Annotated in this window: 13 protein-coding genes; all 13 read right to left on the bottom strand. The window is 54.1% G+C overall.

Going from position 1 to position 12,609, the window contains the following annotated elements:
- Nucleotides 1-140: 140 nt before the first annotated feature.
- The 13 genes from AB7E19_RS13390 to rpe all read right to left on the bottom strand — a co-directional run bounded on the left by AB7E19_RS13390 (nucleotide 141) and on the right by rpe (nucleotide 12,561).
- Complete coding sequence (locus tag AB7E19_RS13390; RefSeq protein WP_139737944.1) at nucleotides 141-386, bottom strand: hypothetical protein; 246 nt, start codon at nucleotides 384-386, stop codon at nucleotides 141-143.
- A 614-nt stretch (nucleotides 387-1,000) separates the two neighbouring features.
- A complete protein-coding gene (locus AB7E19_RS13385; protein ID WP_322131580.1) occupies nucleotides 1,001-1,660 on the bottom strand; it encodes a hypothetical protein in 660 nt (219 codons plus the stop codon).
- Nucleotides 1,661-2,206: 546 nt separating this feature from the next.
- Nucleotides 2,207-3,073, bottom strand: a complete 867-nt coding sequence (locus AB7E19_RS13380; RefSeq protein ID WP_322131579.1) for a hypothetical protein — start codon at nucleotides 3,071-3,073, stop codon at nucleotides 2,207-2,209.
- Between the two features lie 234 nt (nucleotides 3,074-3,307).
- Nucleotides 3,308-3,730, bottom strand: coding sequence for a hypothetical protein (locus AB7E19_RS13375; RefSeq protein ID WP_322131578.1), 423 nt, complete (start codon nucleotides 3,728-3,730; stop codon nucleotides 3,308-3,310).
- Between the two features lie 226 nt (nucleotides 3,731-3,956).
- Nucleotides 3,957-4,754, bottom strand: coding sequence for a DUF1338 domain-containing protein (locus tag AB7E19_RS13370; protein ID WP_039039589.1), 798 nt, complete (start codon nucleotides 4,752-4,754; stop codon nucleotides 3,957-3,959).
- Nucleotides 4,755-4,823: 69 nt separating this feature from the next.
- Entirely contained in the window at nucleotides 4,824-6,293 is a 1,470-nt protein-coding gene (gene astD, locus AB7E19_RS13365; protein ID WP_053288711.1) for a succinylglutamate-semialdehyde dehydrogenase, read from the bottom strand.
- Between the two features lie 67 nt (nucleotides 6,294-6,360).
- Nucleotides 6,361-7,380, bottom strand: coding sequence for an arginine N-succinyltransferase (gene astA, locus AB7E19_RS13360; RefSeq protein ID WP_010673834.1), 1,020 nt, complete (start codon nucleotides 7,378-7,380; stop codon nucleotides 6,361-6,363).
- Nucleotides 7,381-7,455: 75 nt separating this feature from the next.
- Complete coding sequence (locus AB7E19_RS13355) at nucleotides 7,456-8,673, bottom strand: aspartate aminotransferase family protein (RefSeq protein WP_039039586.1); 1,218 nt, start codon at nucleotides 8,671-8,673, stop codon at nucleotides 7,456-7,458.
- A 278-nt stretch (nucleotides 8,674-8,951) separates the two neighbouring features.
- Nucleotides 8,952-9,533 carry an aminodeoxychorismate synthase component II gene (locus tag AB7E19_RS13350; protein ID WP_041215622.1) on the bottom strand — a complete coding sequence of 194 codons (582 nt, stop codon included), beginning with the start codon at nucleotides 9,531-9,533 and terminating at the stop codon, nucleotides 8,952-8,954.
- A 321-nt stretch (nucleotides 9,534-9,854) separates the two neighbouring features.
- Complete coding sequence (locus AB7E19_RS13345; RefSeq protein WP_010673831.1) at nucleotides 9,855-10,070, bottom strand: hypothetical protein; 216 nt, start codon at nucleotides 10,068-10,070, stop codon at nucleotides 9,855-9,857.
- A gap of 120 nt (nucleotides 10,071-10,190) precedes the next feature.
- Entirely contained in the window at nucleotides 10,191-11,195 is a 1,005-nt protein-coding gene (trpS, locus tag AB7E19_RS13340) for a tryptophan--tRNA ligase (protein WP_010673830.1), read from the bottom strand.
- Between the two features lie 39 nt (nucleotides 11,196-11,234).
- Nucleotides 11,235-11,900, bottom strand: coding sequence for a phosphoglycolate phosphatase (locus AB7E19_RS13335; protein ID WP_010673829.1), 666 nt, complete (start codon nucleotides 11,898-11,900; stop codon nucleotides 11,235-11,237).
- Nucleotides 11,887-12,561 carry a ribulose-phosphate 3-epimerase gene (gene rpe, locus AB7E19_RS13330; RefSeq protein WP_010673828.1) on the bottom strand — a complete coding sequence of 225 codons (675 nt, stop codon included), beginning with the start codon at nucleotides 12,559-12,561 and terminating at the stop codon, nucleotides 11,887-11,889. The genes AB7E19_RS13335 and rpe overlap by 14 nt, the downstream gene beginning before the upstream one ends.
- Nucleotides 12,562-12,609: the final 48 nt, after the last annotated feature.

Raw genomic sequence — 12,609 nt, 5'->3', positions numbered from 1 at the left:
AGGACAGACTCCCTACAGCATGTTCAAAAAGGGTCTGAAATTGATACCGAAGGAAGTGCGCACTAAAGTAGCGTAAACAAGACACCGGTTTGAGGCCGGTGTCAGGTGATAACTAGATCTGTACATATGAGCTTTAATAACTACAGGTTAATATCATCAAGAATTCTTTGAAGCTTATCGGGATCAGCAGCATTACCAAAATAATACTCTTTTCCTCCGTCAGCTTTAAATTCTTCAGGAGTTTTCATTTCATAAAGGACATCATATTTTCCTGACAATAAATCCTCCAACCCATCGGCATCATTCCAAGTTGATACTCTGATGTATGGACCTGAATCATCGTTGATCAATACAACTATTCGCTCACCTGTTTTTGAATCAATCATAGCCTTACCAATCAATACTCTTAAACCAACCTAGTTCTTCCTGGGCTGGGGCTATTTTCGTACTAAAACATCTTAATTCCGTTTAGGTCTCGTACGATCTGGTTTTTAGGGATTTACTTCCGTTTCTTTAACACGAGTTTTTGTCATATCGAACTCAGAGCCATCTTTTTATGTAATCTTAACTCCAAACTCACCTGGTTGACCACCTAATAGAATGTATTTTTTGTGGTGCGAGTGGAGATTGTTCCAATTTCGTCTTCCCCCTTTACAACCCCCCAGAGTCTCCTCTGCCTTGGTGGTAACTTTAACAGCACTCACCGTTGATTCGGTAGCCTTTATCGATGAAACCAATATGAAGCATTTTGGCTCCTGAATCCAGCCCTGCGGGAGAGAAGCTCTGCCGATACTACTCAAGAGCAGTGACTCATATATCACGTTGAATGCTATAGAGTCAGGCATCAACCAGATTTTCAACTACACCCAACCAACTCGATTCTCGCTTCCTAGAATAGGAAATGGAGGCATCTTGCCATAATCACAGTGATCTTTCTTTTCGTGAATTACTTTAGTGATAACTATATCTGCACAATCATCGTAACTCTTTGCAATGTCATTTAATCGGATGTTACATCTCCAATATCAAACAGACCTAATTCCTGCTTATCCTTTGATTGATATCGAACAGTCGTTTTGTCAACCCATCTAATATCACCAATACGAGCATTAAATAAAAACTCATCCGGTTCTTCAGAGAAAAGGTGTTCATTAAGAAGCTCTTTACCAACATTATCTTTTATCACAATGAAACAGTTAAACGCTTCTTCATCATGACTTCCAACCAACTCAGCTGACATGCTTTTATTCCGACTTAACTTACGTTTGATTGTGTATACATTGACAAAGTTTTCTCGAACAACCATCTCGTACGCATCATGAAAGGGGCTCTTCGGCCATCCTTCCATATCGCACAATGAAATAAGTGAGCTGTATAGTGCATCAAGAAGAAACCTTTTCTTGGCGATTATATTCAACCCCTCAAAATAGTCAAAATCGAACGTCTTATAATACTTAATCACTGAACTACTTAACTCAGTGGTACCAACTCTTTCATCTAGCCCACAAAGTTTCACAACAACCCTATAAACACCATCTGTTTCTATAGGATCAAAGTGGCGCTCAAAATGGGCAAAAACACATCTGCTGAACAGCGTGAATTTTCGTGCCAAACCAAGTTCAAGTTTAAATGCCCACAAACTAAATTCTGTCAGTTTCATATCCATACAAACCTATATTGTTTGGCCTTTTTTGATCTGGCAGTTCATACTCTGGTTGGCGAATGCCTTCTTCAAAGTGGATTTTTCCTTCCCTGGATATTGCTCCAAATTCAGTTGATGAGCCATCATCTTCAAGTTGATAATTGACTCCATGGGAAGCACTACTTTCATTAAGTCACTGACCGATGATGTCTTTCTTTTCACTATCGGTGTCCGCATTCTGAATCAGATAGAGAAACTGATTTTAAGTACTCATAATCGCATCTCAGTGTACTTCTTTTCAACTCAGCTGATTTCTCTTCCTTGACTGCAACACTAGTAGCCTCCCCAGCAAGCAGGTACGAAGGGGGCTGGCATCATCACGGTTATTCTTATTTTCCGAACAACGTCATTGACAAGATTTCTGATACCAGTTCGAGTGTTGGCAACATGCTCAGCAGATAATCGGCAAGATAAGATTGTGAGCAATCTTGACATACATAACTTTTCTTCCGGGTTGTAAGCTACCCTCAAAAAAATGCATGAATATCATTCATGATTGATTACTCAAGATAACACTTCCATCACCTGTTCTCGGGTATGGGTGTAGTGACGTTTATTAGCAAACCACATTTTCTTTAGCGTTGGAATATCCAATAAGGAAGTCAGATCTCCATCTTCAATGGTTGTGTCCCCTATAAAGATGATACTTTCTAATGATTGGCTGTGTGCAAGTGGCCTCAAAGATTTAACTGTCCCACAGTCAGTTAATACAATCTCTTTGAGGTTTTTTAGCTCACTCAAAATAGCTATATCATAAACTCTTTTACAGTTTTCAATTTCTACAATCTCTATCTGCTGACACTTATCTATGCCTGAAAGATCTTCTAGCTTAGGACAGTCGGCCAAATCTAGAATGGATAACGAGCTAAGTTCCTCTATTCCTGACAATGATTTTATTTTTTTGGAGGTTAGTTGTAGATGTCTTAATAAAGACATTTTATTAAGCTCTTTCAAGTTCTCTGAAGGATAGTTAACAATATTTAGCAGATTCAATTCATCACAAGAGAAAATCGTCTTCGCTTCAGGCCTCCACAGCATCTTAAGTACTTTTAATTTTTTTAGTTTGGAAAAATCAGGGGCCTTCGTAAACTCACACTGTAATCCTAAATATTCAAGATTACTGATAGACTCTAATGGAGTGATATCCTTGACACCCCAAGAATAAATTTCAACACCAGAAAGAGAAGGCAAGTAATTTATAAATGAAATGTCATTTCCATTCCAGCCTGCGGATTGACTTAAACGGAGCACTGAAATATTTTCTTTATCGATTATTGATTTAAAACTATCCGACCAAGGAGCTGCCAAGACAAGGCAACGTCCCATTCCATTTTCAACCTCATCGATAAAATATTTTTCATTATTTATCAAAGAATTAGTTCCTGTTTATGACAATGGGATAGATTTTGTTTGATACGTTTTAGAGAAATGGGCAAGCATACCACCCACGGTTCTTAATTCGATGTTCCTCCACCGACTCTTCATCTATCTTCCAAGTAAAATTCTGTAACATGAACATATTGATTACAGCCTAGCTAACTTTTACACTTATCTTAATAATCATAGGATTAAACAAATGCTTATCGAAATATCAACTGACTCTAATCAATCACAATAGCCATTTTCAAAGACAATAATACTTTCGGCAGATGATGGTGTATTGTCATCTGAATCAGGAGCGTATGCACCTATACCCAACACATGGGATGTTAGCGATGCAGACTCTACTTCTAGGCCTTTGTCTTTATCTGAAAGATACGTGATCAAGTCCTTGAAATGAATTTTTAGCAAGTCCATTTCTTCGAACTCTGGAACCGCTGGTTCAGTAAACTCTATCGCCTCCAAAACGCCAGAGGCGTTGTAATATGCGAACACGCCTAAATTCTCAAAGTAATCACATGGGAACACAGACTCCTCCGTTCTTTTAAAAGAATCAAATACTTCCCCTAATAATAATCTCACTTGGTCAGGAGTCATGCCAAACTTGATTTTCCCTGCCCCCACAAAGGGGGAAATTAAAAATCGCATAAAATACTCTCACTTAAAAATCAGTCACATGCTACAGACACATTTCAGCATTTCGTTTTGGCATCATCTCTTTAATGGAATATTTCAATGATGTATATCAAATGACTTTATTCATTCTTTTGGGCAAGCGCTTAGCCCGACAGGGCACTACACCACAGCAATAATTTGACCGTATTTAATCCAAAATAAAAACGCCCCAGGCGGGGCGTTGTTTTCATGGCGGCCATTACATGGCGTTGGTGGATTCGAAGATCTTGTCGGCCGACGCTTCGACGAAGCCAGGGTAGAGCACGCCGTCGGCCTGCGGGTAGCGCAGGGCAAACTCGTAAAAGCAGCTCGGGATGGTGCGCACGCCGTCGCTGAAGGGCACCTCGGCCTTGTCTGCCATGGTGGAGGATTGCTCCAGCATCACCTCGGGATCGCCCTTCACCTCGCCGCCAACGGTGTTGAGCACGAAGCCTGCCGCCTTGAGCGCCGCATTCACCTGCTGGATGGTGTCGAAGTCCTTCAGGCGGTTGATGTTGACGGTGAAGTGGTTGGCACGATAACCCCAGGCGGCCATCCAGGCGGCATACTCGCTCTCTGCCAGCAGGGTCTGGTAGTCGGTGTGAGAGACCTGCCAGGGCGCGCCGGCGTAGAGGAAGGCCGGGGTGTCGGTGAGGTGATCGGGTACCTGATCCACCAGCTTGTGGATGATGGCCTGGGCACCTTCGGAGAGCTCTTCCACCTTCAGCTCGCTGATGAACACCTTGGGCGCATCAGGATCTTTATGCTCGAAGTGTTTGGCATAGAGCTTCTTGGCCTTGAATACATACTCGCCCTTCTCTTCGTACCCCAGGGCGCGGAAGTGGGCCGCCAGTTTCTCGAGACCGAGCTTGGGCAGGTTGTAGGTCCGAAACGCCACGTGATCGTTGATGATGGGGGCACCGCCGCCCAGCAGTTGATGAACCTTGTGAGCACTGGGGGTGACCTGAATGTAGTTGTCCCACAGATGGCCAAACAGGGTGTCGATATCCTTTTGCATCTCTCTTTCCTTTGATTGCGGGTACAGACAGGGGCACCTGTTCAGTGCCCCTCTTTTATTTTCTTGTTATCAGAAGGTCAGACCGGGAGACAGCTGATCCGGCATAGCAGCCTTGCTGTCTTCGACGGAGGCGACCGGGTAAGCACAGTAGTCGGCGGCGTAGTAGGCGCTCGCCCTGTGGTTGCCGGAGGCACCGATGCCGCCGAAGGGGGCGGCACTGGAGGCGCCGGTAATGGGCTTGTTCCAGTTGACGATACCGGCACGGATCCGCTTGAAGAAGTGGTTCCAGTCCGCTTCGTTGTCACCGAGCAGACCGGCCGAGAGACCGAAACTGGTGGCGTTCGCCTTCTCGATGGCCACATCGAAGTCGTCGTAGCGGACGAGTTGCAGCAGCGGGCCGAAGTACTCTTCATCCGGCAGCGCACTGACCGCGGTCACGTCGATGATGCCCGGGGAGACAAAGCCGGTGCCCGCTTCCAGGTGCTTGAGGGCAAGCAGGCTTTCACCACCGAGGCGCTGCAGGTTTGCTTGCGCCTCGACCATACCCAGTGCGGCCTTCTCGCTGATCATGGCGCCCATGAACGGCTGCTCGGCGGCGTCATAGAGGCCGACCTTGATCTTGCCGACCACCTCCACCAGGCGCTTGACCAGGGCATCGCCCCGCTCGCCGCGCTCGACAAACAGACGGCGCGAGCAGGTGCAGCGCTGGCCGGAGGTAATGAAGGCGGACTGCACGATGGCATGGACGGCGCCGTCGACGTCGCTCACATCTTTCACGATCAGCGGGTTGTTGCCCCCCATCTCCAGTGCCAGGATCTTGCCCGGCTGGCCGGCAAACTGCTGATGCAGGAAGTGGCCGGTACGGGAGGAGCCGGTGAAGAAGAGGCCGTCGATGTCCGGGTTGCCGGCCAGCGCCTTGCCGGTGTCGACCTCCCCCTGCACCAGGTTGAGCACCCCCTTGGGCAGCCCCGCCTCCTGCCACACCTTGACCATGGCTTCAGCCACCATGGGAGTCAGCTCGGAAGGCTTGAACACGACCGCATTGCCGGCGATGAGCGCCGGCACAATGTGGCCGTTGGGCAGGTGGCCCGGGAAGTTGTAGGGGCCGAACACGGCCACGACGCCATGGGGCTTGTGGCGCACGAACGCCTTGGCGCCCGGCATGGGGTTTTCCACCGTGCCGGTACGCTCGTCATGGGCACGGATGGAGATGGCAATCTTGCCCTGCATGGCCGCCACTTCAGTGCGGGTCTCCCACAGGGGCTTGCCGGTTTCACGGGCGATGGTCAGGGCCAGCGCCTCCTTGTGCTCGCCGAGCAGGTCGGCATAGCGGCGCACGATGGCAAGGCGCTCTTCAAGGGCCAGATCGGACCAATGGTAGAAGGCCGTGCGGGCCGCCTTGACGGCCGCATCCACCTGGGACTGGCTTGCCGCCTCACCACGCCAGATCACCTCGTTTTTGGCCGGGTCGATGGATTCGAACGGCTTGCCTTCACCGGCCAGCCACTGGCCATCGATACACTGGACTAAAGACATCATCAATTCACTCCCTGTGGGTACGCAGGCCACCTCGGCAGCCTGTCTCAATGCTGTGCTGCGGGGCGGGTCAATCCAGATCGACGACGCGCACCATGTCGCCATTTTCCACCTTGAGGGCGGCCGCCATCTTGGGCGGAATGATGGCTTCGTGCTTGTCCAGATCGACCCGGATGTTGCCGTAGCAGGCGCGGTATTGCTCGAACCTGGCGTTGCAGATGAGGTAGGTATGGCCGCCGATGGGTTCACCCACCAGCACCGCCAGCTTCTGGCTGCGGCGCACGCTGCGAATGTTCTTCACCTCGCATTCGACGGTGGGGCCGGCGTCGAAGATGTCGACATAACCGCGATTCACGAACCCCTCATCCTGCAGCATCTTGAGGGCAGGCCGGGTCTTTTCGTGGGTCTTGCCAATGACGGCGCGCGCCTCGTTGCTCAGCAGATTGACGTAGATGGGGTACTTGGGCATCAGCTCGGCGATGAAGCGCTTCTTGCCGATGCCGGTCAGATAGTCGACGGTGGGAAAATCCATCGAGAAGAAATGTTTTTGCAGCCACTCGTAGAAGGGGCTGTGGCCGTTGCCATCGGAGACACCACGCATCTCGGCAAAGACGGTACTGTCAAACAGCTCGGGGTGTTCGGCCATGAACAGGAAACGGTGCTTGGAGAGCAGACGGCCGTTGAGCCCCTCGCGGGCGCATTCACGCAGAAACAGGGTGCAGAGCTCGGAATTGCCGGTGTAGTCGTTGGAGAGTGTGAGGGTTTCCACGACATTGTAGATGCCGAGCTTGGGGGAGGAGTGCACCACCTTGCCGATGTGATAGTTGTAGAACGCCTGGGACAGGCCGACCGCCGCGTCGATGGCGCAGGTACCGACCATCTCCCCGGTCTCCAGATCCTCGGCCACGAAGAAATAGAGGCACTCGCCCTTGCCGGCGGGCTTGTCCAGGAAGGTCTGAGTCGAGGCATCGATCTTGCGTTGCAGCAGCTCGTCGTTGACCGGCAAGGATGTCATGCCGGTGCCGGATTCGATGGCACAGGTCTTGAGGCCGGCGAAGTCGCGCTGCTCGATAGGACGGATAACCAACATAAATGACAACTCCCTTTCATTGACGACAGGTGGGGTCCCGGCTCCTGCCGGGAGGGCTCCCCACCTCAATTTGGATCAGGCGTTGACCACCTGAGCGACCGCTTTCTCGAACCGGGCCAGCCCTTCCTTGATGTCCGCTTCCGGGATCACCAGGGAGGGAGCAAAACGCACCACGTTGGTACCGGCAACCAGCGCCATCAGACCCTGATCGATGGAGGCCAGCAGGAAGTCGCGGGAGCGGCCCTTGAAGTCATCGTTGAGCACGGCGCCCAGCAGCAGGCCCTTGCCGCGCACTTCGCTGAAGCAGTGGTACTTGGCGTTGATGGCTTCCAGCCCTTCGCGGAACAGCTGCTCGCGCTGCTTGATGCCGCTCAGCACTGCCGGGGTGTTGACCACGTCAATCACCGCCTCGGCCACGGCACACGCCAGCGGGTTGCCGCCGTAGGTGGAGCCGTGAGTGCCCACTTTCAGGTGGGAGGCGATCTCGGTGGTGGTCAGCATGGCCCCGATGGGGAAGCCGCCGCCCAGCGCCTTGGCGCTGGTGAGGATGTCCGGGGTGATGCCCAGGCCCATATAGGCAAACAGCTCGCCGGTTCGACCGACACCGGATTGCACCTCGTCATAAACCAGCAGGGCGTTGTGCTTGTCGCACAACTCGCGCACCCCCTTGGCAAACTCGTCGGTGGGGCTGATGATGCCACCCTCGCCCTGCAGCGGCTCCATCACCACGGCGCAGGTGTTGTCGGAGATGACGGCAGCCAGCTCCTCCAGGTTGTTGTAGGCGACATGGGTGATGTCGGCAGGCTTGGGACCGAAGCCATCGGAGTAGGCAGCCTGGCCGCCGACGCTGACGGTAAAGAAGGTACGGCCGTGGAAGCCCTGGTGGAAGGCGATGATCTGGGTCTTGTGGGCCCCGAACTTCTCGATGGCGTAGCGGCGGGCCAGCTTGAGGGCCGCTTCGTTCGCTTCGGCACCGGAGTTGCAGAAATAGACCTTCTCGGCGAAGGTGGCGGCGACCAGTTTCTTGGCCAGGCGCAGGGCCGGCTCGTTGGTCATCACGTTGGAGAGGTGCCACAGCTTCTCACCCTGGGATTTCAGGGCCTCGACCAGTTTGGGATGGCAATGGCCCAGGCCATTGACCGCGATCCCGCCCGCGAAATCCACATACTCGCGGCCTTCCTGATCCCAGACACGTGACCCCTCGCCGCGCACCGGGATGATTTTGGCCGGCGCATAGTTGGGAACCATCACTTCATCAAACACTTCACGTGTCACTGCCAACAACTCTGACATATTGCTCTCCTGCTATCTCGCGGCAGAATAATCCACCGCCCAAAAGTTAAATCCGTGTAAACGTGGCGGAATTATCACAGAAAAAAAGTAAAAAGTCTGTAACTTAACCGCCTATAAGGAACAATGTTCGATTGCCTTTGAGATTTTAGGCAACCGCATTGCATAACGGCTCAGGGGGTGTTGGCAAGAGATAATTTGGACAGGGAGGAGGGTGAATAAAGTCTCAGGGAAATTTTTTTTTGCCTCATGACGGTTTTGAGACAAACATCGCAATTTTTTCAGGAAACGGCCAAAAAGTTGGCCAGCAACTGGTGCCCTTGTTCGCTCAGAATACTCTCCGGATGGAACTGCACTCCCTCCAGTGCCAGCGTTTTATGCCGCAGCCCCATGATCTCGTCCTGGCTGCCGTCGGCATGTTCGCTCCAGGCGGTGACCTCAAAACAGTCGGGCAGCGACGCCGCCTCCACCACCAGAGAATGATAGCGGGTCACCCGCAGCGGGTTGTTGAGCCCCTTGAACACCCCCTCCCCTTTGTGACGAATGAGAGAAGTCTTGCCGTGCATCACCTGACGGGCACGCACCACCCGGGCACCAAAGGCCTGTGCCAGCGACTGATGGCCGAGACAGACGCCGAGGATGGGGATCTCGCCGGCAAAACGGGAGATGGCGGCCAAAGAGATGCCCGCCTCGTTTGGCGTGCAGGGGCCGGGAGAGATCACCAGATGGCGGGGGGCAAGCCGGGCTATCTCCTCCAGGCTCAGCTCATCGTTGCGCCTGACCACCACCTCTTGCCCCAGAGCGCCGAAGTATTGCACCAGGTTCCAGGTAAAGGAGTCGTAGTTGTCGATGAGTAGCAGCATGCAAAAACCCTGGGAATAAGACAGAGACGGTGATCGGACAGCCCGTTGCGAGCGCGGGCAGACAAACGCCGCGCATTCTGGCATGTCTCTTTGCGTTAATAAACCGGCGATCACCTCACCTGCTGTGCAGTCTGTTCGCTCTTCAATGGCGATCCGGGCCTGTCGACCCCACCCCGCGGTGGGCCTGTCCCCGACCGGGCAGCATCAACCGCTCCATGTCAGGATGGCAAGGTAAAAGAGACGGGAGGCGACCGGGAAAAGGGCACAGGACGTGACAGGCAGATGGGAAGGAGTCACCTTGGCAAGGGCTGGCAACGGACCTCAGCGGTCCAGATAACGGCCCTGTTCCAGTTCCCGTTCCCGCTGGCACTCGGCCAGATAGATGGCAGCCGCGATGGCCGGAGTCTTGTGGTGCTTGTCAATGGCGTTGGAGACCATCAACTGCAAGGTATTGAGGCTCTTGGCCTTGCGAAACTTGCGCAGCCAGTGACCCTTGTCACCCAACTCTTCACTCAGGGTTTGTGATTCGACAGACATGCTTTCTCTTGGGGCAAAGCCCGTGTTTGACATTGGGGGAGGTTGCGACAAACCGGAAGGTGTAAAACAAAGAAAGCCAGGCATCCACCCAGCTCTCTTCTACTACACCTTCCCAGTATGTCAGGCTCGAGGAACGAAGCCGACGACATCATATACGCTGATCAGGGTTTTTTCAGCCCTTTCACGCGCCTTTTGTGCGCCAGCCGCCAAAATGGCCTGCAGATGGGCCTCATCCTGACGCAGCTCACGGAAGCGCGCCTGGATGGGTTCCAGCAAGGCGACCACGGCATCGGCCGTTTCACTCTTGAGGTGGCCGTACATCTTGCCTTCGAAGTGCTGCTCCAGCTCCGGGATGGAGCGGCCGGTCACACCGGACATCAGGGTCAGCAGATTGGAGACCCCCGGCTTGTTTTCGGGATCGAAACGCACCACGGCCGGCTCGTCGGAGTCGGTCATCGCCCGCTTGATCTTCTTGACGATCTGCTTGGGATCTTCCAGCAAGCCGATGAAGTTGGCCTCGTTGTCGTCGGACTTGGACATCTTCTTGGTCGGGTCCTGCAGGCTCATCACCCGGGCCCCTTCGGTCGGAATGAAGGGTTCCGGCAGGGTGAAGACTTCGCCATAGAGGTTGTTGAAGCGGGTGCAGATGTCGCGGGTCAGCTCCAGATGCTGCTTCTGGTCATTGCCAACCGGCACCTGATTGGCCTGATAAAGCAGAATGTCGGCCGCCATCAGCACCGGATAACCGAACAGGCCGACGTTGACGTTGTTCTCGAAACGGGCGGACTTGTCCTTGAACTGGGTCATACGCGACAGCTCGCCCATCTGGGTGTAGCAGTTCAGGATCCAGCCGAGCTCGGCGTGCTGGGGCACGTGGGACTGGATGAAGACGGTGCTCTTGGCCGGGTCAATGCCCACCGCCAGATAGAGGGCGGCGGCGTCGAGGCACGCCTTGCGCAAGGCGGCCGGATCCTGGCGGGTGGTGATGGCGTGCAGATCGACGATGCAATAGAGGCAGTCGAAGTCATCCTGCATGCTGACCCACTGACGCAGGGCTCCCATGTAGTTGCCGATGGTCAGCTGGCCCGAGGGTTGGGCACCGCTCAATACGATTGGTTTAGTCATCAGAGTAGTAATCCTTGTTATCCGCCAGCCCGGTCGGGATCAGACCAGCAGGGCGTCGAGTTCGGCAAACTGCTCGCAAACCCAGTCGGGGCGGGAGTCTGCGATAGGACGGCCATAGTTGTAGCCATAGGTGAGCCCCACCACCTTCATGCCGGCGGCCTGGGCGGCCAGCACGTCATTTTCGGAATCCCCCACCATCAGGGTGCGGGACGGGCTGACACCCAGCTCGTGGCAGGCGTGCAACAGCGGCTCCGGGCTCGGTTTCTTGACGGGTACGCAGTTGCCCCCGAGCCAGAGTGCGAAACAGTCGCTGATGCCGAGGGCCTCCAGAATGGGTTGCACGAAGTGACTCGGTTTGTTGGTCACCACGGCCTGCTGGTAACCCAGCCCCTGCAGACGGCGCAGGCTACGGGCCACTCCGTCATACATGGCCAGGCCTTCCAGCAGACAGGCCTGATAGTGACGGTCGAACAGGGGGCGGGCCTTGGCAAACTGCTCCGGGGCGTCGCGGTAATCGAGAGCCCGCTGGATCAGCTTGTCGGCGCCGTTGCCGACCCAGGTACGCACCACGGACTCGTCGGCCTCGGCCAACCCCAGCTCCGCCAGGGTACGGTTGACCGCCAGCGCCAGTTGCGGGGCGCTGTCAATCAGGGTGCCATCCAGATCGAACAGCACCAGGTCAAAGGGGCGATCAGCGACGGACATGGGCAAGCTCCGCGCGCATCTGGTCGATCACCGCCTTGTAATCCGGCTTGCCGAAGATGGCAGAGCCCGCCACGAACATGTCGGCACCCGCCTCGGCAATCTCGCGAATGTTGTCGACCTTGACCCCGCCATCGATTTCCAGGCGAATGTCGCGGCCGCTCTCGTCGATCAGGCGACGCACCTGGCGCAGCTTGTCGAGGGTGCCGGGGATGAAGCTCTGACCGCCAAAACCCGGGTTGACCGACATCAGCAGGATCACGTCCAGCTTGTCCATCACGTACTCCAGGCAGGTGAGCGGGGTCGCGGGGTTCAGCACCAGACCGGCCTGGCAACCCTGCTCCTTGATGAGGCCCAGGGTGCGATCCACGTGATCGGAGGCTTCCGGGTGGAAGGTGATCAGGCTGGCACCGGCCTTGGCAAAATCAGGCACGATGCGATCCACCGGCTTGACCATCAGGTGCACGTCGATGAGCGCTTCGATGCCGTAATCGCGCAGCGCCTGACAAACCATGGGGCCTATGGTCAGGTTGGGGACATAATGGTTGTCCATCACATCGAAATGGACCACGTCGGCCCCGGCGGCCAGCACCTTGGCCACATCCTCACCCAGACGGGCAAAGTCGGCGGAGAGGATAGAAGGGGCAATCAGAAAGTCTTTCATCAGCGTCATCCATTGGCAGCGTGGCAGAAAAAACGGCGCAATTTTATC

The organism is Aeromonas sp. (assembly GCF_050252055.1).
Taxonomy (GTDB): Bacteria; Pseudomonadota; Gammaproteobacteria; order Enterobacterales; family Aeromonadaceae; genus Aeromonas; species Aeromonas caviae.
Note: the sequence above shows the minus strand (reverse complement) of the source record. Positions and strands in the feature narration are given on the sequence as shown.

Excerpts from the sequence above, each read along its gene's own strand:
- AB7E19_RS13390 (WP_139737944.1), bottom strand. The coding sequence starts at position 386 with ATGATTGATTCAAAAACAGGTGAGCGAATAGTTGTATTGATCAACGAT.
- AB7E19_RS13385 (WP_322131580.1), bottom strand. The coding sequence starts at position 1,660 with ATGAAACTGACAGAATTTAGTTTGTGGGCATTTAAACTTGAACTTGGT.
- AB7E19_RS13375 (WP_322131578.1), bottom strand. The coding sequence starts at position 3,730 with ATGCGATTTTTAATTTCCCCCTTTGTGGGGGCAGGGAAAATCAAGTTT.
- AB7E19_RS13370 (WP_039039589.1), bottom strand. The coding sequence starts at position 4,754 with ATGCAAAAGGATATCGACACCCTGTTTGGCCATCTGTGGGACAACTAC.
- astD (WP_053288711.1), bottom strand. The coding sequence starts at position 6,293 with ATGATGTCTTTAGTCCAGTGTATCGATGGCCAGTGGCTGGCCGGTGAA.
- astA (WP_010673834.1), bottom strand. The coding sequence starts at position 7,380 with ATGTTGGTTATCCGTCCTATCGAGCAGCGCGACTTCGCCGGCCTCAAG.
- AB7E19_RS13355 (WP_039039586.1), bottom strand. The coding sequence starts at position 8,673 with ATGTCAGAGTTGTTGGCAGTGACACGTGAAGTGTTTGATGAAGTGATG.
- AB7E19_RS13350 (WP_041215622.1), bottom strand. The coding sequence starts at position 9,533 with ATGCTGCTACTCATCGACAACTACGACTCCTTTACCTGGAACCTGGTG.
- AB7E19_RS13345 (WP_010673831.1), bottom strand. The coding sequence starts at position 10,070 with ATGTCTGTCGAATCACAAACCCTGAGTGAAGAGTTGGGTGACAAGGGT.
- trpS (WP_010673830.1), bottom strand. The coding sequence starts at position 11,195 with ATGACTAAACCAATCGTATTGAGCGGTGCCCAACCCTCGGGCCAGCTG.
- AB7E19_RS13335 (WP_010673829.1), bottom strand. The coding sequence starts at position 11,900 with ATGTCCGTCGCTGATCGCCCCTTTGACCTGGTGCTGTTCGATCTGGAT.
- rpe (WP_010673828.1), bottom strand. The coding sequence starts at position 12,561 with ATGAAAGACTTTCTGATTGCCCCTTCTATCCTCTCCGCCGACTTTGCC.